Raw genomic sequence first — 19079 nt, forward strand, 5'->3', positions numbered from 1 at the left:
TCATACAGCACTCAAAGCGCAACGACTCGAAGCGCTTTTTTGTTTCGCTTGCCGCATTCCTTTTTGATAGAATTTGCCGCCCTACTTCCAGTCCAGAGATCGTCATGAACTATCAATGTCCTCTATGTCACCAACCTCTTGAGCTCACAGCTAAGACGTTTAAGTGTGAAAACAATCATCAATTCGACTTTGCGAAAGAAGGCTACGTCAACTTGATGCCTGCACATCACAAACGCTCAAAAGATCCAGGTGACAATAAAGAAATGATGCAAGCTCGTCGTCGTTTCCTAGAAGGCAACCATTACGATCCAATGCGCCAAGAAGTTGCTCGCCTGTGTGCGAAGTACACCGAAGGCACAAGCCATCAGCTATTGGACATTGGTTGTGGTGAAGGCTACTACACCGATCAAGTTCAGCAGTCTCTGCATACTCAAAATGAAGCGGCAAATGTTTACGGCTTGGACATCTCTAAAGTCGCTATTCGTTACGCCTCTAAGCGCTACCCTAACTGCGATTTCAGCGTGGCATCAAGTCATCGCCTGCCTTTTGCAGAGCAATCTCTGGATGCGATTTTACGCATCTACGCACCATGCAAAGCGGAAGAGCTACAACGTGTAATTAGAGATAACGGTGTGGTTATTACGGTAACGCCAGCAGGTCGTCACCTATATCAATTCCGCGAGCGTATCTATCAGGAAATTCGTTTGCATAACGAAGAACCAGAAAGTATCGAAGGATTCGAACTTGAGCATCAACAAAAGCTTAACTACGTCATGGATTTAAAAGATGGCGTCGCATTCGATTTACTGCAAATGACCCCATTTGCATGGAAAGCCAGCGATGAACTTCGTGAAGAGCTAAAGTCATCTACACTTTTCCAATGTGAGGCTGATTTTATGTTACGAGTTTATCGTAAGAAATCAGCTCAATCTGAGAATGAAGAATAAACTGTAACGCTAATTATTCTCATTACTATTGATTCATTTGTCAGCCTCCATTAATATCATTCAGACATTTTTGGAGGCTTTTTAATGCGCTTTTCTACCCTAGGCCTGATTTTTACGGGCTTACTGACAGGTTGTGCGTCAAACGCACCGACCGCTCCCGGCACCATTGCTGACAACGTGACCAGTTTCTATGACTACCAACTTCATGCCCCTTCTGGTGAAGCTATCTCAGTCAATCAATTAACCCCTGAGATACAACAAGCCGATGTGATTCTGATTGGTGAATGGCACACGCACGCTGGCATCCACCGTTTTCAGACCGACATGTTAAAACAGTTATCTTCTGCAAATCGCCCTCTTGCCATTTCAATGGAGCAAGTGACACGCGACAAGCAAGCGATATTAGATGCCTACTTAAACGGTGAAATTGGTGAGCAGTACTTCATGAAACAAAGTAATGCATGGCCAAATTACGAAAGTGATTACCGCCCATTAGTTGAGTTTGCCAAGCAGGCTGAAATTCCAGTCATCGCCTCAAACGCACCGAAAAACATTGTTCGTTGTATTGGCCGCCAAGGTGTCGATTACCTAGATAAACTCGATAGCGATGAGCGTAGTTTTATTGCAGATGACGTCAACACTGCGAACAGCCCGTACAAAGAAAAGTTCATGGCATCTATGCACCATGGCAAGCCTGAGCAGACCGAAAAACAATACGCAGCTCAGGTAACATGGGATGAAACCATGGCGGAATCCATCGTCAAATACTTGGAAAAGCATCCAGGTACTCAAGTGGTTCACGTTGCCGGAAAATTCCATACTGAAGGTGGCTTAGGCACAGCAGCTTCTATCTTGAATCGCAATCCAAGCTTAAAAGTGCTGGTGATTACCCCAACGGAAAACATCACTTTAGATGGCTCCGATTATCAGCTTGAGGTGCTCGAACCGCCCGTGCGCTATGTACAAGACGCAAATCGCATGGCTGCGTACAAACACTTAGCGACACGTAACAGCGACCTACAATGTAAGTGATCAGAATCGTCTGACAAAGGATGAAGAAAAATAGGTCTGCTTTTTGCTAGCAACTTTGTTTACACATAGAAAGCGGCAAAAACAGACCTATTTTTTATTTGATTGATTCAAGAAATGTCTGTCGCCGTCGATATAAAAATAACTGCTTTTTACCTGCACTCAATGAGCGAGTGTCGTTGTTCGAAGGGGTAACAGATGAATCCAGTAGGAAGCAATTCAGTCAATACATACGCGGCGCAGCAAAACAAAGTAGACCAAGCCAAAACGACAGAAAACGTTGCCGACGCAGCCCCATTAAAAGTGGAGCAAAACAAAGTCACGCTCTCCCCAGAAGGAAAAGCGTTGCTTGCGGCGCTAAAGCAAATCGATCACGAAAGTAAAAAAGTCGAAGCGGAAAATAAAACCGTCGGTGACCAAGTAGAGTCTTTTGCTCATGGAGCATTGGGGATGGATCATCCTGACACCATTGAAGAAGAGGAAGATGGCTCATACTCTGCTGGCCAATACCTTTCAGCCGCGTTGACTGTGGGTGGAATCATCTTGGCTCTAGTCTAGCTTTCGTGCGAATAGAGTTTAAAATTCAACCAATAATCAATTGATTAAACAAGAGTTTCTTTCGTTACGACAACGAACCTCATTTGAACGCGTTTTTTATCCAAGTCCATAATGGATCACTATTCATTAACGGATGATGAACTGTGAAAAACGCATTTTCTCTTATAGACAAACCCACTTTTTTTGGCGCAATTGCGCTTCTCCTTTCGATTGTTTTCCCTCTAATTTTATTTCCAACAGAAGGTGCAGAATGGATTGCGGTTGCTAAGACCTTTATGACCGACAAGCTCGGTTTCCTCTACCTTGCGCTTGGCCTTGCTGCCTTTATCTTCATGATTTACGTTGTGTTCAGCGACATGGGGCAAATCAAGCTAGGTGATCCAGACGAAAAACCAGAATTTACCACCGCATCATGGGCGGCCATGCTTTTCTGTGGCGGTATCGGTGCCAGCATCCTTTATTGGGGCTGTATCGAATGGGCTTACTACTACCAATCACCTCCTTTCCAGCTTGAGCCTGGCAGCGAAGAAGCGGTCCGTTGGGCTGCAACCTACGGTCTTTTCCACTGGGGACCAATCGCTTGGTCTATCTACCTGATTCCTGCTCTACCGATTGCGTACTTCTTCTACGTACGTAAACAGCCTGTCCTGAAAGTCTCCAGTGCCTTGATGCCCGTCCTTGGTGAAGAACGCAGTAAAGGTTCTGCAGGTAAAATTGTTGATGTACTGTTTATCTTTGGTCTACTTGGCGGCGCGGCGACCAGCTTGGGCTTGGCAGCACCTCTGATTGGTGAAGGCCTACATTACTTGTTTGGCATGCCTAAGAACACCTACAGCCAAGTACTGGTACTGCTTATCTGTACGGCGATTTTTGCTTACTCCTCTTACGCGGGTATGGAAAAAGGTATTAAAGTTCTCAGTAACATTAACTTCTGGGGTGCAATGGGACTGCTTGCCTTTGTACTTGCCGTTGGCCCAACCATCTTCATGCTTGAAACGGGCTTAGACTCGATTGGTCGTATGCTGTCGAACTTCTTTGTGATGGCAACATGGGCGGAACCATTCGGCGGATACGGTACGTTCGACAACACCCACTTCCCACAGGATTGGACGATTTTCTACTGGGCATGGTGGCTCGTGTTCGCGCCAAGTATGGGTCTATTTGTAGCGCGTATATCTCGCGGGCGCACAATCAAACAAATGGTCTCTGGCTCCATCTTCTTCGGCTCTCTAGGTTGTTTCCTATTCTTCATGATTCTGGGCAACTATGGCTTGTCTCTGCAGCTATCTGGGGAATTGGACGTCGTTGGCATCTTGAATGCTGAAGGGGCAACCGCTGCCATCTTCTCAATGCTTGATGCACTGCCAATGAGCTACTTGGTCATCGCGGTCTTTACATTGCTGTGTATTATCTTTACCGCAACCACGTTCGACTCAATCTCTTACATTCTTGCGTCTGTGGTACAAAATAACGTGACCGAAGAACCGATGCGCTGGAACCGCATGTTCTGGGCATTTACGCTGTCTTTCCTACCGACAGTACTCATGTTCATGGGTGGCCTAAGCACCTTACAAACCGCAGCGATCGTTGGTGGTTTACCATTGCTTGGTATTTCCATCATGTTGATGGTGTCAGCCGTTCGTGCCACAACGTTGGACATTCGCCATCAAGAAGATTATGTAGAGCCAACCATCAACATCGAAGAACTGCCAGAGTTCGATCCTTGGTCAACCGAAGGGATGGCGATGGCAAGGTTTGAGCGTGCGCGTGATGCAGCCCAAGAAGCAGCAGAAGATGAACGTGACGCACTGGCTGAGTTGATGAAGCTTCGTAAACGTATTCGCGCTTTTGCTCTTGAGCACAGCGACGACAACGATTTTGCAGACCATCACTTACCTCAGGAGATGCAAGAGGAGTTGCAAAACCTACTGGATAACGTGGTAAAAGCAAAAGAAAGAAAACTCGAGTTATCCGAAACTGCTCAGCAGTCTAGAGCCGAGTTTAATCAAATCGTGGCCCAAAGTACTGCGTACGCGGTGTAACTTTAGCTCATGACTTTCAACTCCTAAACCTAGTTCAAAGCTCACTTCGGTGAGCTTTTTTTGTATTAGGCTTAGAACAGAACCATGGCTTTCATATGAATCTTTTATGACTGTAGTATTTCCGTCATAAATCCTTGTTTTAATGCGACCGCTTTTATAAATAAGGAATACACAATGAAGCACTTAGTGACCCCAATCGTAACCGCAGTGGCGGCTTCGACGCTCTCTTTCAATGCCCTATCGGCAGAAATCAAAAACGTTATTTTAATGATTGGCGATGGCATGGGCCCACAACAAGTTGGCCTGCTAGAAACCTACGCGAACCATGCACCGCACTCAATTTACAAAGGTGAAACAACCGCGATATATAAGCTGGCACAAGAAGGTGTGATCGGTTCCTCTTTGACAAACCCTGAAGACGCGATTGTTGTCGATTCAGCCTGCTCTGCGACAATGTTAGCGACAGGCATTCCAACGGCTTCTGAAGTGATTGGTATAGACAGCCAAGGCAACCATGTTGAAACTATTTTGGAAAAAGCGAAAGCAAAAGGGAAAGCAACAGGCTTAGTATCAGACACCCGAATGACGCACGCGACACCTGCAGCTTTTGCCTCGCACCAACCACATCGTTCACTCGAAAACAGCATCGCTGTAGACATGCTAGAAACTGGCGTCGATGTGATGCTATCTGGTGGCCTTCGTCATTGGATTCCAAAGTCAACCAACGACAAAGGCGATACATACAAGCAACTTGAGCAACTCACTCAAGGTGATGTTTACCTAAAATCAAAGCGTAAAGATGAGCGTAACCTGCTGACTGAAGCTCAACAACAAGGGTATAGCTTAGCGTTCAACCGAAATATGCTTGAAGAGGCGAAGGGCGACAAAGTTCTGGGCCTATTTGCCTACTCTGGTATGAATGATGGCATCGCTTACAGCCAAAGCAAAGACGATCCAAAGCGCACCCAACCTTCTCTAAAAGAGATGACCGAGAAAGCGTTAGATGTGCTTTCAAAAGACAAAGACGGCTTCTTCCTAATGGTTGAAGGTGGACAGATTGACTGGGCAGGCCACAGCAATGATGCGGGTACCATGCTGCATGAACTGATCAAATTCGATGAAGCGGTAAATTCCGTTTATGAATGGGCAAAAGGCCGCGAAGATACTCTTGTGATCGTCACCGCCGATCATGAAACCGGCTCTTTTGGCTTTAGCTATTCCTCATCTGATGTGCCGAAGCCAGAGAAACGCAGCGGAGAAGCATTTGCCAAACGCGATTTCGCACCAAATTTCAACTTCGGTAAATTTGATATTCTGGATGGCCTCTACAATCAAAAGCAAAGCTACTACGGTATGATCAGCGAGTTCCAAAAGCTTGATAAAGCGAAACAAACCCCAGAAAAGCTGGCTGAAATTGTGAACGCCAACAGCGACTTTTCAATCACACCAGAACAAGCGGAACGCGTATTGGCCAGCAAACCAAATCCTTACCGTTTAGCGAGCCACAAATACTTGAGTGAAGAGAATGTTCCTGCCATCAACGACTTTGATGCCTTCTTCCCATACAACGACAGAGGCAATTTATTAGCGCGTGAACAGGCAACCAAACAAAACACCGTTTGGGGCACAGGAACGCACACCCATACGCCTGTGAACGTCTTCGCATGGGGGCCTGCTGGTACCATTCTTCCGGTTTCAAAAATCATGCATCACTCGCAACTTGGCGAATACCTTATCGAGCAAATCAAATAATCCATGCTCCGCACTGACTATACTGGTGCACTTTCACGCCCTCATTTGAGGGCGTTTTTATACTCAAAATAGTTGACGCTCTGCGTCTCAAACGCCAATATCTGCGGGTCATTTATAAAACAAACAACATCATATGTGCGAAATATTTGCTAAACAACCTCAGGAAAACTATCAATTTATCACCCGCTCTATCCGCATTGATGGCCATGTCACCAGCGTCAAATTAGAATCGAGCTTTTGGCTAATTCTTGAAGAAATTGCTTCTGCTCAAGAAATGACAGTGCCTAAGTTTATCAGTACGGTTTACCAAGAAGCGTTAGAACACAATGGTGAAGTCAATAACTTCGCATCACTACTACGCTGTGCTTGCCTTACTTACGCGCGTCAGCCACAAGCGACCCTTTCTCAAGCCCTTAACGAGCTCAGCTAAGCCCTGATTTTATTGTCGTACCCGAGTACTACCTATTGCACGCTAAAACTGATTAGTCTTAGCGCAATATTAAGGAGTACTCATGACAAAAATGATTCATACCATGATCCGCGTAAGCGATCTGGAGCGTTCCCTTAAGTTTTACCGCGACGCACTTGAGCTAGAAATCAAAGACCAATACGTATTCGACGGCTTTTCTCTTACTTATCTAGCCAATCCTGAAACAGACTTCGAGCTAGAGCTCACCCATAATCACGATCAAAGCGAGCCTTACACACACGGCAATGGCTATGGCCATCTTGCTGTCAGCGTAGAAGACATTGCCGCAACTCACCGACGCCTCACCTCGCTGGGTATTGAAGCCAGTGACATAAAAGTCTTTGATCATCAGGAAAGACACTTAGCGACATTTTTCTTCATTACTGATCCGGACGGCTACAAGATTGAGTTCTTGCAGCGTCAAGGTCGGTACCTTTAGTAACGGTATCAGTCATAAAGATACCTTCCATAACAACAAAGAAGTAAATACAACTATGATTCATTTAACTGCTGCATTTCACGCAAAAACAGACACCATTACACAACTTAAGCAAGCGCTAGAAGCCATGCTAGAACCGACTCGAAACGAGACCGGCTGCCTACGCTACCAACTGTTCCAAGATAAAAACGATCCAAGCCAATTCTTGTTCCAAGAGCAGTTTGCAGACCAAGCTGCGTTTGACGCACATTGCAACACGGCACATTTTCAATCGCTTCTGGCTGAGATTGATGGCTTGCTTGTCAATGAACCTACGATCACTTTCTTCAACGAGATCTAATCTCGAAGCCCTATCAATAAACCAACAAATAAGGCGCTCATGTTGAGCGCCTTATTTATTGGATAGATAACAGAAAAAGCTTACGCCCCTTTCTTTTCTACCATATGTAGATGCACATCTTGTTGTGGGAATGGAATCGAAATGCCTTCGCGATCGAAACGCAGTTTCACTTCTTTAGTCACATCCCAGTACACATCCCAGTAATCGTCAGTCTTCACCCAAGGACGAACAATAAAGTCCACTGATGAAGTATTTAGCGTGTGCACCTTAATGTTTGGCTCTGGTGAACGCAGTACTGATGGGTGTGAAGTAAGAATATCGTTCAACACTTCTTCAGCTTTTAACAGGTCATCCGCGTAACCAATACCAAATACCATATCAACACGACGAATACGCTCGTGCGTCACGTTCTTGATCACATCACCCCAGATCTTGCTGTTTGGCACGATGATGATTTGGTTGTCGAACGTTCGGATTGTAGTGTTTACCAAGCTCATGTGGCTAACTTTACCATCGACACCACCCGCATAAACAAAATCACCGACATCGAATGGACGGTAAATAAGCAGCATCATACCCGCAGCAAAGTTCGATAGCGTATCTTGCAATGCAAAACCGATGATCACACCGGCAATACCGAAACCGGTAAGGATTGGAGCAAGGTTAAGACCGATTTGTGACAGGCCAACCATGATACCGATGATCCACACTGCTTTACCCGACATCGAGATAAAGAAGTCTTGCATCAAATGCGACATTTTGAGGTTCTTCGATGCAACCGTCTTACTCACCACTTTGCGGGTTAATTTCGCTAAAGCGCGGGCGATCAAAAGAATCAGAGCAAACACAAACAGCTGGAAGATGTGCTGCGGAGCATTTTCTGCAAACCAGTCGACGGCTGAATTTGACCAATGACTTAGGATAGACAGAATAACTTTTGTATTGAGCAAGTCATGAGTGATGCTACCTGTCACCTCAAAGATCTGACGTTTGTATTCAGACGTCTCAATACCTACTTTATCGCCAATTGAAATCAGCGTACGTAGGCTGTCAGTGGCAATGTTTAAACGCTGCTTAAGAATCAGTTGGCTCAGTTGCAACGACGCTTTTTCTGACTCTGGACTAGAAGAAACTTGTGAACTGATGATCTCACTTTGCTGCTTTAAGTATTGAATCGATGCAGATAGCAGACGCATGCGCTTATCAACGCTGTCTTTAAAGTCAACGTCCGCATCTTCATCTTGCACGCCCAGCATCTTCAACCAATTCAGGTTTTGCCAGCTCGACTCGTAACTCACATCAAGGTATTGCTGAAGTTCACGGTACTCGTTAACCAGTGAAAGCTTATCTTCGTCTTTTGCAGAATTAAGCTCACCGTTCAGCGTTTTGATCTTGTCATCAAGGTACGCAACAGCGCCTTCTGAGTACTTCTCTTGAGTTTGTACTAGCTTAATAAGCTGTTCATGAGGAATCGATTTATTACTGATCGCGGTTGAAAGGCGACTTCTCAGCTCTTCATTTTTTTGAAACAGTTGAAGCTGAAGCGCGTCACGCTCATCGCCACTGGCTAGTTTTAACGTTTCAGATAAGTCAATGATATCTTTATTGATATTATCAATCGCTTGTTCAGCAGCAGACACTGTCGGAGCCTCAGCAGGCGCTTCCGAACTTTCTGTCGCACGCACAATGAAAGAGCTCATCGTTAACGCCAACACCGTAAATAAAACCACCAGCGGTGTAAAACGCACTTTTAGGGGAGATAGTAACGTCATTTTTACCTCGTAAGAGACACTACTCGATCTAAGCGATCAAGAATCGGGATATAAAGCCTTGAAATTATATGCTCTAAGTTTACAACACTGAACATAAATTAGAGCGCCTTCTTTAAATAACATGCCTCACTCTTCATAAAAGCACCTTTATAGCAACCTTTTTCTAACACCAAACACCATACTTTTACGATATCTGTTCTTTAGGACACAAAACAGAACAAAACATCACCAACAATACGCATCATGACACATAAATGAGGCTATTTTATAAATGCCTGCTATATCAATTTTGCTGCCGGCGTTGTTAGTCGAACAACCAATAAAACTAACAATAAAAACAACAAATTCAATAAGATAAAGGATTAGAAGATGCCACTCCATAAAAAATCGGCCTTGAAGGGCTCAATTCTCGACGACGTCTACTGTTCTAAAGATCTCTCTATTGTGATGCCCAAGTATCGCATTCCTGAAAATGAGCATGCGGCCTCTCACGCTTATCAAGTCGTCCACGATGAACTCATGTTAGATGGAAACTCCCGCCAAAACCTAGCGACGTTCTGCCAGACCTGGGCGGAAGACGAAGTTCACAAGCTGATGGACGAGTGCATCGATAAAAATATGATCGATAAAGATGAGTATCCACAAACAGCAGAGATCGAGTCTCGTTGTGTGCACATGTTGGCTGACCTTTGGCATGCTCCTCATGCAGAAAACCCAATGGGTTGCTCGACAACAGGATCGAGTGAAGCAGCAATGCTAGGCGGAATGGCGCTCAAGTGGGCGTGGCGCGAAAAAATGAAGAAGCAAGGCAAACCGACTGACCGCCCTAATCTCATCTGTGGTCCGGTACAAGTGTGTTGGCATAAGTTTGCTCGCTATTGGGATATTGAATTACGCGAAATACCAATGCAAGGCGATCGCTTAATCATGACACCAGAGGAAGTGATCAAGCGCTGTGATGAAAATACGATCGGTGTGGTGCCAACACTTGGTGTGACTTTTACGTGCCAATACGAGCCTGTAAAAGAGGTGCATGATGCACTGGATAGGCTCCAAGAAGAAACAGGCTTAGATATCCCCATTCACGTCGATGGTGCAAGCGGCGCGTTTCTCGCTCCATTCTGCGACCCTGATTTAGTCTGGGACTTCCGATTACCTCGCGTGAAATCGATCAACGCATCTGGGCATAAGTTTGGGCTCTCACCGCTTGGCGTTGGATGGGTTGTATGGCGCGATGCGGACGCTTTGCACGAAGACCTGATCTTCAACGTCAACTACCTTGGTGGCAACATGCCAACCTTCGCCCTCAACTTCTCTCGTCCTGGTGGGCAAATCGTAGCTCAGTACTATAACTTCCTTCGCCTTGGCCGAGAGGGTTACCGCAAAATCCATGAAGCCTGTTATGACACTGCCCGCTACCTTGCTCAAGAGATCGAGAAAATGGGTATGTTCCACATTATCTATGATGGACACGGTGGTATTCCTGCACTGAGTTGGTCAATAAAAGAAGGGGCAAATCCAGGGTTTAATCTTTACGATCTTTCTGATCGTATCCGATCTCGTGGTTGGCAGATCGCAGCGTATGCGATGCCGGCAGAACGTGAAGACTTGGTCATCATGCGAATTTTAGTCCGTCACGGTTTCAGCCGTGATTTGGCTGACCTACTGATCACGGATTTGCAGCACTGCGTGGACTTCTTCGACAAGCACCCAGTCGTAAACGGCAGCGATGCAGACGAGTCTAGTAACTTCAATCACGGCTAATTGTCCCCTTCCACATAGAGCAGGGAGCCTCGTGCGCTCCTTGCTTTTTAACGTTTAAAATCACAGGTGACAGTATGTCTTTTCTTTTTAGTTACTTGTCCGAAAACCCATTCGTATTTCTGTTTTTATCACTCGCTATTGGTTACCCGCTTGGCCGGTTAACTTTTAAAGGGGTGAGCTTAGGCACAACTGCAGGCACATTGGTGGTGGGCGTTGCTCTAGCGCTGACTTCGTTCTCTGTCTATGGATTAAAAATTGAAGAACCCGGGCTGGTCTCAGACATCTTCCTAATGATGTTTATGTATGCCATCGGGATGAAAGTTGGCCCTCAATTCTTCTCTGGGTTGGCTCGCGGTGGCATCGACTTTGTCGTAATTGGCTTAATTGTTGTGTTCAGCAATTTCGCAATTGTGGTCATCGGCGCCAAACTGATGGGGTTAGAGCCCGGATATGCCGCCGGAATCATCTCCGGTAGTTACACAGTGACCGCAGTGATGGGGGTCGCACAATCAGCCATCAGCTCCGGGGCATTTACACCACCAGAAGGCATGAGTATCGACCATGTTAGCGCGAACATTGCCGCAGGCTACGCGATTAGCTACGTCTTATCGACCGTACTCATTATCCTATTTATCAAGTACCTTCCTTCTCTGTTTGGTATCGACCCTGTGAAAGCAGGTAAAGACGCCGAGGCGGAATTCTCGACGGGTGACGACGATGAGAAGCTACCAAGTACGTTTGGATTTTCAGATGTTGGCGTCCTTCCAATTGATGTTCGTGCCTATAAAGTGACACATCAAGAACTCGTCGGGCGTTCAGTCCAGGAGCTATACCAGTCCTTCCCTGACGCAGCGGTCCTAAAAGTCGTACGAGGCGATGAAGTGATCGACGCTTCACAGAATCCAACTCTAGCTCTTAATGACGTGATTGGTATTCGTGGTGAATATCGCGTGTTGATTGCGGAAGGTGAGGCCGATATTGGGAACGAGGTTGATGAGCCGCGTGCGAGAAATGTCGATATTGAAGTCGCCGACATCCACGTCGGTAAGTCAGAGCATGCTGGTAAAACCATTGCACAATTACATGCTGAAGTGGGTTTTGGTGTTTATTTCAAAGCGATATTCCGACAAGGCCATCAGCAGCCTTTATTGCCTCAAACCAAAGTCGAAGTTGGGGATGTCATTCGTATCGCTGGCTCCAAATGGTGTGTAGAAAAAACCGCGTCACAACTGAACAGTGTTGCCATTGTTGAGAGCACGGTGACAGAGACTTTTTATCTCGCCCTATCATTGCTTGTTGGCTACATTTTCGGTCACTTTAGCGTCACGTTAGCGGGGATTCCATTTGCACTTGGTACCTCTGCAGGCTGCATGTTGACTGGTATTGTGTTCTCCTTCCTACGAACACGAAACCCTGCCTTTGGCGGACCAATGAGCGAAGGCGCAAGAAGTTTCTTACAAGATATTGGTCTTAACCTGTTTGTTGCTGTGCTTGCCGCTACAGTCGGTCCAAAAATCCTCGCCTCGTTCCAAGGCATTATCGTCATAAAAATAGCGTTACTTGGTGTCACAGCAGCTTTGGTGCCTCCGTTGCTGGCTTGGTTGTATGGTTTGTACTTCCGTAAAATGAACCCGGCAATTTTGGCAGGCGCCTGCGCCGGAGGCCGAAATAGCACGCCCGCAATGAAAGGGGCTCAAGATGCGAGTCAAAGTGATATGCCAGCCATCGGCTACCCTGTCCCTTACGCCCTGACTTCTGTCTTAGTGTTGATTTTGGGCTACATTGCAATGGTCATTAGTTGATGAAGAATCTGCACATTACCCACAATGAACTATCATTTAAGCGAACTGAACGCTAATTGATTAAAGATTAAGGAGAAATCATGGGCTTTCTATCTTGGATTATTCTTGGTTTGATTGCAGGTGCATTAGCTAAATGGTTGATGCCAGGTAATGATGGCGGCGGTTGGATTGCCACTATGGTACTGGGTATCGTGGGCGCTTTCGTTGGTGGCTTCTTAGGAAGCTTTGTTGGCCTTGGCGGTGCAGACGGCGTGAATATAGGCAGCATCATCACCGCAACGTTAGGTGCTTTCGTTGTATTGTTTGTCTACAACCGCTTTATTAAAGGTTGAGCGAGTTTCAGTCCCTTAAAAACAAACAAGCCTTTCATAATGAAAGGCTTGTTTACGTTAGGCTATGGGCGATTTGGGTGATTCAAAATGTGGTCTTCCCAGTCCACCACATCGATTTCATACACCACTTTGTTTCGTACACTTTCTCCTGCTGCGTGCATTGCAGACTTAGAGCCAGTGATTAATGGGTGCCACTCTGGCAGCGGTTGGTTTTCTGCCAACAAGCGGTATGCACAAGTGTGTGGCAGCCATGTAAAGTCATCAATATCTTCACGCGTCAGCTTGGTGCACTCTTCGCCTGAAGTGAAACGGTTCGGGTAGTCTTTACACGAACATGTTTTGCTGTTCAGCCAACTACACGCCACGTTGGTGTAATAGATTTCATCCGTATCTTCATCCATTAGCTTGTGCAGACAACACTTGCCGCACCCATCACAGAGCGATTCCCATTCTTCTTCTGTCATGTGTTCTAACGATTTACTTTGCCAAAATGGAGTGCTCATACGCTTACTACTTATTACTGAATGGGATTGAATTGGGTGCGTTTTATACCCCTCTGAACGGCAAAATTCAAGTTTTAAGGCCTTACTGGAGTGATAGGAGCATTGAGTAAGATTTGTTCGTATTTAGCCAAGTGATCTTGTGGATAGGAATTTACGCGCACCTCTTCCAATCTGGCGAGAAATGTCCATAATGCCCCCTTCATTTTTACGAGGGCTTTTAGATGGATTGTCGATTGGGTTGTGGGGCATGCTGCATTGCACCGAGTATCTCTTCCCCTATTCCTGGCATGCCAAATGGCAAACCAGCGGGCGAACGTTGCGTTCAATTGAATGACGACAACCTATGCAAGCTATTCGGAAAAGCTGAGCGACCAAAAGTTTGCCACGAATTCAAACCGTGTCCGATCGTGTGTGGCAAAACCAATCAGGAAGCTTTGAGCAACATTACTGAGCTAGAACTGCTTACTTAATCGTTACCCAATTCTCTTAGGTAGAGGTAAATCGTATCACGCGAGATACCTAGGTGGTTGGCCACCATTAATACCGCATCTTTGTATTTGAAAATCCCCAAACCTTGTAAGCGTGTCACTAGCTCTCGATTGCGTTTAGATGGGCTAATTGCTTCGTTCGACCACACTTCTGATTGAACCGTTTCAATCGTACTAATGATGGTCTCATCAATATTACGAGCAAACGTTTCTGGGGATTGTGCCCCAGTACAACATGGGTTCTGCTGTGGTGGCATGATGGAACGCAAGAAGTCTTGCATTGGCACATCCATATCCACGTTAATACAAAGCAGGCCAATCGGCTTGTTTTTTGGATTGCGGACGATAGTGGTGATCGAGTGCAAGGTCTTTCCGCTCGCCGTTTTAGTCAGATACGAGTCTGAAACGTCCTTGCCCTCAAGTAGCTTCATTCTTGCTAAGTTGGTAATTGGCGCGCCTTCTCCACGTTCAGTGATATGGCCATTGGCAATTTTGATGATTTCTGGTGCTTCTGCATCAAGGCTGTGAAGAACGACTTCAGTATGCTCACCGTACATACGGGCAATGCCATCGACGACGTTCTTCATTGAATTCAAAATATCTAAATCACTTTTGGTGAGTTTCTTAAGCTGCAATTTACTTCCCTTAGCAAAAACGTTGAGGCTAGGCCGACATGATATCGATAATAGATTTGTCAGTATACGGCATACCAAGTCTAACCATAGAGCCTACGTTTCTTATTGTTTGTTCAACTTCGTCGCCTACTATACCTTGATTCTTCACACTGTGGTTACCCATCGCCATCAAATATGAGCGCACTGCCGTAGTAGAAGAAGTGCAGACTTTCATCGCACATGAGGATTTTGCGCCATCGCACACCATGCCCGAACTATCACTGATAACGTTTTGAATCGCATCACAGGATTGCTCGAACGAACCACCTGCTAGGTATACCAACGCCATGGATGCTGCAGCACTGGTTACCGTGTTGCCACAAAAAGCAGACAGTGGTGGGTAGTAAGACTTTATGTATATAGCGCCTAGATGGCTCATGATCAGAGCTCTTGCTAATTGCTCTTCACTACTTTGGAAGGCTTCAGCTGCAATCACCACTGGCATAGTTGCCGCGATACCTTGATTACCACTGCCGAAATTACTCATGGCTGGTAATGTAGCGCCGCCCATTCGAGCATCTGATGCGGCAGAAGTCATCATTTGGATTCTGCTCATCAGATCATTGCCAAGTAAACCTTGTTCGATATTGCCTTTTAATGTCCGGCCAATTTCTAAACCGTAACCTCGGTCGATACCCTCTTGCGCTAAGGAAGAGTTGAGTTCCGCTGCTTGCAGAATGAATTTGATGTCATCAAATGGCGCTTGAAGGGCAAAGTCGTAAATCTGCTTAATGGAGATATCAACCCCTTCACATACCGATCCTGTCGCAACACGTTGCTGCTGCGGGGCATCAAACGTCACCACTCCATTTCGAGTGATCTGAATGATGTTAGTGTGCCCACCGCTGATGGTCACCGAGACTGTGTCTTCTCCAGCGCTCATGGTCACGCTGCAAAAGATAAATTCTTGTGTATCAATGCGAGCAACACTGACTCGCTCTTCATCAATAAGTTGCTGGGCAGCAGTCACATCGTCTTGATTAATTTTAGCGAGAACTTCCAGTGCTGCGTTTGGGTCTCCCGCTAACGCGCCAACTGACGCCGCGATCTTAAGGCCAATTTTCCCAGTACCGGGAACGTAAACCCCCATTGAGTTTTTAAATAAGTTGTCTGAGACACGAACTTCAATCGTATCCGTGGTTTGGCATCCAAGCTCACGCTTTGCAACTGCTGCCGCATATGCAGCAGCAATGGGTTCTGTACATCCGAGGGCAGGTTTTACAACTTGCTTAATGATTTGGATATATTGGTTCCATTGCTGATTCATGCTTTTTCTCCGTATTACTTTTTACTAGCAATCGCTTCAACTTCAATCAAAACACCTAGCGGAAGATCTTTCACCGCAAAGCAGCTTCGTGCTGGGCAATCTTTTTGGAAAAACTCGGCATACACTTTGTTGAATTCCGCAAAGTCGCTGATATTTGCCAAGTAACACGTCGTTTTTAGAACCGTATCTAAACTGCCGTTACCCGCTTCAAGCACATGTTTTAAGTTCGTCAGAGATTGATGACTTTGAGCAGTAATCCCTCCCTCTACTACTTTGCCTGTCGCGCTATCAACTGGGAGCTGACCAGAAGTAAAAATCAAATCCCCGTAAGTGGTTCCGTGTGAATATGGGCCAATTGCGGCAGGAGCGTGCTCTGAAGCGATCAATTCTTTCATGTTAATCCTCACATAGTTTTTAGTTTTAGTCATAAAACTCAGCTTTCGCTTTCGTTTCAAAGCCATTATTTCAACTATATGTGAGCAAAACAACCACTACAGATCACACAAATCGATATAAATTCAGATTTTATTGAGTAATTTTGCCGAGATCTCAAATTTATCTGAATTTTCCACAAAAAAATTGTTGTTAATCTTTTTCTCAAATAGATTTGAGAAAAATTCATACTAACAAAGAGAAAACGACAATGAGCGTTACTGTACCTACACAAACTCTTCCAATAACTAAAGAACCACCTCACATTAAAGCCGGAATGACAGCCACAGAATGGAAAGCGGCGACTAAGTTTGATAGCACTGACTGGGGCTGGGTTATCATGAGTATCGGCATGGCAATCGGTGCTGGTATTGTTTTTCTTCCAGTAAAAGTGGGCGTACTTGGCATCTGGGTATTTCTTGCCTCCGCGGTGATTGGTTATCCAGCGATGTACTTGTTCCAACGCCTATTTATTAACACGCTTTCCACCTCTCCTAAGTGTCAAGACTATGCGGGGGTTATCTCAGGCTACCTTGGTAATAAATGGGGCGCTTTGTTAGGCGTACTCTACTTCATCATGTTGGTGATTTGGGTATTCGTATACTCGACAGCAATCAATAATGACTCAGCCTCTTTCCTACACAGCTTTGGTATCACTGAGGGGCTGTTGTCGGAAAACCCGTTGTATGGTCTAGCATTGGTTTGCGCTTTGGTGGCGATCGCGTCTCGTGGCGAAAAGATCTTATTTAAAGTCAGTACGGGCTTAGTGCTAATTAAGCTTTGTACCGTTGCCCTGTTGGGTTTCATGATGGTAGAAAAGTGGGATTTAGCTAATATCGGTACGGTACCAACGGCTGGTGCTGGCTTAAAAGATGCGATTGAACTGCTGCCGTTCACCCTTACTTCTATCTTGTTTATCCAAAGCTTGAGCCCAATGGTGATCTCTTACCGTTCAAAAGAGAAGTCTATTGAAGTTGCCCGTTTTAAAGCGATGCGCGCCATGAATATCGCTTTTGGCATTTTATTTGTGACTGTGTTTTTCTACGCGATTTCTTTCACGTTGGCGATGTCTCATGAACAAGCAGTTCGTGCAGCAAACGAGAACATCTCTGCGCTTGCGATGGTCGCGCAAGGCATGGACGGCACCACACTTAAACTGCTTAGCCTGATGTTGAACATCTTTTCTGTAATGACAGCCTTCTTTGGTGTTTACCTTGGCTTCCGTGATTCTTGTCAAGGCCTTGCCATGCTAGCGCTGAAAAAAGTGATGCCAGAAGAACAAATCAATCGCGAACTCGTCACCAAAGGCATCATCTTATTTGCCATCCTAATGGCTTGGGGAGCAATCGTGCTCAACTTACCAGTGTTGAGCTTCACTTCGGTATGTAGCCCTATCTTCGGTTTGATCGGCTGTTTAATCCCAGCTTACTTGGTATACCAAGTGCCTTCTTTACATAAATACAAAGGCGCTTCACTTTACCTGATCATCGCAACGGGCATCCTACTTTGTATTTCACCATTCATCGCATTTAGCTAACGATTAGCATCACTAGTCGAACAATTCCTCTCACCTCGGTTATCCATCTTTATGATGATGACCGAGGTTTTCCTTTTAACTCATTTACCTACCCATTCCGTTTCATATCTGAGACAAAATCACTCCAAACCTATATTTAGGTTAATTTCCGTGCTTCAACTCACACTTTTCTGACAATTCTCTACTATGTTCAGCGGGTAATCTAAATCCGCAATAGGAAACAATATGAATAAATACATGGCAGAGGTTTTTGGTACTTTTTGGTTAGTGCTTGGTGGTTGTGGTAGTGCAGTGTTAGCGGCTGGCTTCCCTGATGTGGGCATTGGCCTGTTGGGCGTTTCTTTGGCGTTCGGTCTTACCGTACTTACAATGGCATTTGCTATTGGCCATATCTCAGGTTGTCACCTAAACCCAGCAGTAACCATCGGTTTGTGGGCCGGCGGTCGCTTTGATACTAAAGACGTTGTGCCTTACATCATCGCGCAAGTGATTGGTGGTGTGATTGCGGGTGGCGTACTTTACGTAATCGCAACTGGTCAAGCGGGCTTTGACGTGGTTGGTTCTGGCTTTGCTGCGAACGGTTACGGCGCGCATTCTCCAGGCCAATATTCAATGGTTGCAGCTTTAGTGACTGAAGTTGTGATGACGATGATGTTCCTAATCGTGATCATGGGTGCGACAGACAAACGTGCACCACAAGGCTTTGCACCTATCGCTATCGGTCTATGTTTGACACTGATTCACCTAATCAGCATCCCTGTGACAAACACATCGGTTAACCCAGCACGTAGTACTGGTGTTGCGGTATTTGTTGGCGACTGGGCGGTTTCTCAGCTTTGGCTATTCTGGGTAGCACCAATCGTTGGTGGTATTCTAGGTGCACTTATCTACAAAAATCTGCTTGGTACAGAATCAAACGATTAATTGATTCT

Annotated in this window: 19 protein-coding genes; 14 read left to right on the forward strand and 5 right to left on the reverse strand. The window is 45.6% G+C overall.

Annotation, left to right across the window (positions count from 1 at the left end):
- Positions 1 to 104: 104 nt before the first annotated feature.
- From rlmA to GXP65_RS14835, 8 genes are all read left to right on the forward strand, one after another.
- Positions 105 to 947, forward strand: coding sequence for a 23S rRNA (guanine(745)-N(1))-methyltransferase (gene rlmA, locus GXP65_RS14800; protein ID WP_162093139.1), 843 nt, complete (start codon positions 105 to 107; stop codon positions 945 to 947).
- 84 nt (positions 948 to 1031) lie between these two features.
- Positions 1032 to 1979 carry a ChaN family lipoprotein gene (locus GXP65_RS14805; protein ID WP_162093140.1) on the forward strand — a complete coding sequence of 316 codons (948 nt, stop codon included), beginning with the start codon at positions 1032 to 1034 and terminating at the stop codon, positions 1977 to 1979.
- 195 nt (positions 1980 to 2174) lie between these two features.
- Positions 2175 to 2534, forward strand: a complete 360-nt coding sequence (locus GXP65_RS14810) for a hypothetical protein (RefSeq protein ID WP_162093141.1) — start codon at positions 2175 to 2177, stop codon at positions 2532 to 2534.
- 143 nt (positions 2535 to 2677) lie between these two features.
- Positions 2678 to 4576, forward strand: a complete 1899-nt coding sequence (locus tag GXP65_RS14815; RefSeq protein ID WP_005432991.1) for a BCCT family transporter — start codon at positions 2678 to 2680, stop codon at positions 4574 to 4576.
- Positions 4577 to 4750: 174 nt separating this feature from the next.
- Positions 4751 to 6328 (forward strand): alkaline phosphatase, encoded by a 1578-nt coding sequence (locus GXP65_RS14820; RefSeq protein WP_162093142.1) that lies wholly within the window; start codon positions 4751 to 4753, stop codon positions 6326 to 6328.
- A gap of 133 nt (positions 6329 to 6461) precedes the next feature.
- Positions 6462 to 6758, forward strand: a complete 297-nt coding sequence (locus tag GXP65_RS14825; RefSeq protein WP_051118465.1) for a ribbon-helix-helix domain-containing protein — start codon at positions 6462 to 6464, stop codon at positions 6756 to 6758.
- Between the two features lie 82 nt (positions 6759 to 6840).
- Positions 6841 to 7236, forward strand: coding sequence for a VOC family protein (locus tag GXP65_RS14830; RefSeq protein ID WP_045377359.1), 396 nt, complete (start codon positions 6841 to 6843; stop codon positions 7234 to 7236).
- Positions 7237 to 7291: 55 nt separating this feature from the next.
- Complete coding sequence (locus GXP65_RS14835) at positions 7292 to 7576, forward strand: putative quinol monooxygenase (RefSeq protein WP_050912809.1); 285 nt, start codon at positions 7292 to 7294, stop codon at positions 7574 to 7576.
- Between the two features lie 80 nt (positions 7577 to 7656).
- Here the strand turns inward: GXP65_RS14835 and GXP65_RS14840 are convergent, their stop codons facing one another.
- The gene (locus GXP65_RS14840; protein ID WP_162093143.1) at positions 7657 to 9348 is read right to left on the reverse strand and encodes a mechanosensitive ion channel family protein; all 1692 of its coding nucleotides are present in this window, start codon (positions 9346 to 9348) and stop codon (positions 7657 to 7659) included.
- A gap of 369 nt (positions 9349 to 9717) precedes the next feature.
- Here GXP65_RS14840 and GXP65_RS14845 point away from each other — a divergent pair, with 369 nt between their 5' ends.
- The 3 genes from GXP65_RS14845 to GXP65_RS14855 all read left to right on the forward strand — a co-directional run bounded on the left by GXP65_RS14845 (position 9718) and on the right by GXP65_RS14855 (position 13246).
- Positions 9718 to 11112, forward strand: coding sequence for a glutamate decarboxylase (locus GXP65_RS14845; RefSeq protein WP_012128575.1), 1395 nt, complete (start codon positions 9718 to 9720; stop codon positions 11110 to 11112).
- Between the two features lie 74 nt (positions 11113 to 11186).
- Positions 11187 to 12914, forward strand: a complete 1728-nt coding sequence (locus GXP65_RS14850; protein WP_045377365.1) for a transporter — start codon at positions 11187 to 11189, stop codon at positions 12912 to 12914.
- A gap of 80 nt (positions 12915 to 12994) precedes the next feature.
- Positions 12995 to 13246: a GlsB/YeaQ/YmgE family stress response membrane protein gene (locus GXP65_RS14855; RefSeq protein WP_038891447.1), complete on the forward strand. Its 252-nt coding sequence runs from the start codon at positions 12995 to 12997 to the stop codon at positions 13244 to 13246.
- 62 nt (positions 13247 to 13308) lie between these two features.
- On the opposite strand, the gene GXP65_RS14860 is transcribed toward GXP65_RS14855, so the two are convergent.
- Positions 13309 to 13749 carry a YcgN family cysteine cluster protein gene (locus tag GXP65_RS14860; protein WP_005432911.1) on the reverse strand — a complete coding sequence of 147 codons (441 nt, stop codon included), beginning with the start codon at positions 13747 to 13749 and terminating at the stop codon, positions 13309 to 13311.
- Positions 13750 to 13970: 221 nt separating this feature from the next.
- On the opposite strand from GXP65_RS14860, the gene GXP65_RS14865 reads away from it, so the two are divergent.
- Positions 13971 to 14219 carry a YkgJ family cysteine cluster protein gene (locus GXP65_RS14865; RefSeq protein WP_005432895.1) on the forward strand — a complete coding sequence of 83 codons (249 nt, stop codon included), beginning with the start codon at positions 13971 to 13973 and terminating at the stop codon, positions 14217 to 14219.
- On the opposite strand, the gene GXP65_RS14870 is transcribed toward GXP65_RS14865, so the two are convergent.
- From GXP65_RS14870 to GXP65_RS14880, 3 genes are read right to left on the reverse strand one after another with little or no spacing between them, the layout of a single operon-like run.
- A complete protein-coding gene (locus GXP65_RS14870; RefSeq protein ID WP_005432985.1) occupies positions 14216 to 14872 on the reverse strand; it encodes a PAS domain-containing protein in 657 nt (218 codons plus the stop codon). The genes GXP65_RS14865 and GXP65_RS14870 overlap by 4 nt on opposite strands.
- Positions 14873 to 14900: 28 nt before the next feature.
- Positions 14901 to 16178: an L-serine ammonia-lyase, iron-sulfur-dependent, subunit alpha gene (locus tag GXP65_RS14875; RefSeq protein ID WP_162093144.1), complete on the reverse strand. Its 1278-nt coding sequence runs from the start codon at positions 16176 to 16178 to the stop codon at positions 14901 to 14903.
- Positions 16179 to 16192: 14 nt separating this feature from the next.
- A complete protein-coding gene (locus GXP65_RS14880; RefSeq protein WP_005432926.1) occupies positions 16193 to 16573 on the reverse strand; it encodes a RidA family protein in 381 nt (126 codons plus the stop codon).
- Between the two features lie 314 nt (positions 16574 to 16887).
- Between GXP65_RS14880 and GXP65_RS14885 the strand changes: the two genes are divergently transcribed.
- Both GXP65_RS14885 and aqpZ read left to right on the forward strand, forming a co-directional pair.
- Positions 16888 to 18147: an amino acid permease gene (locus tag GXP65_RS14885; RefSeq protein ID WP_050918965.1), complete on the forward strand. Its 1260-nt coding sequence runs from the start codon at positions 16888 to 16890 to the stop codon at positions 18145 to 18147.
- 225 nt (positions 18148 to 18372) lie between these two features.
- Positions 18373 to 19071: an aquaporin Z gene (aqpZ, locus tag GXP65_RS14890; protein ID WP_162093145.1), complete on the forward strand. Its 699-nt coding sequence runs from the start codon at positions 18373 to 18375 to the stop codon at positions 19069 to 19071.
- The last annotated feature ends 8 nt before the right edge of the window (positions 19072 to 19079 follow it).

Origin of the sequence: Vibrio sp. LB10LO1 (assembly GCF_010092875.1) — a bacterium.
Classification (GTDB): domain Bacteria; phylum Pseudomonadota; class Gammaproteobacteria; order Enterobacterales; family Vibrionaceae; genus Vibrio; species Vibrio campbellii.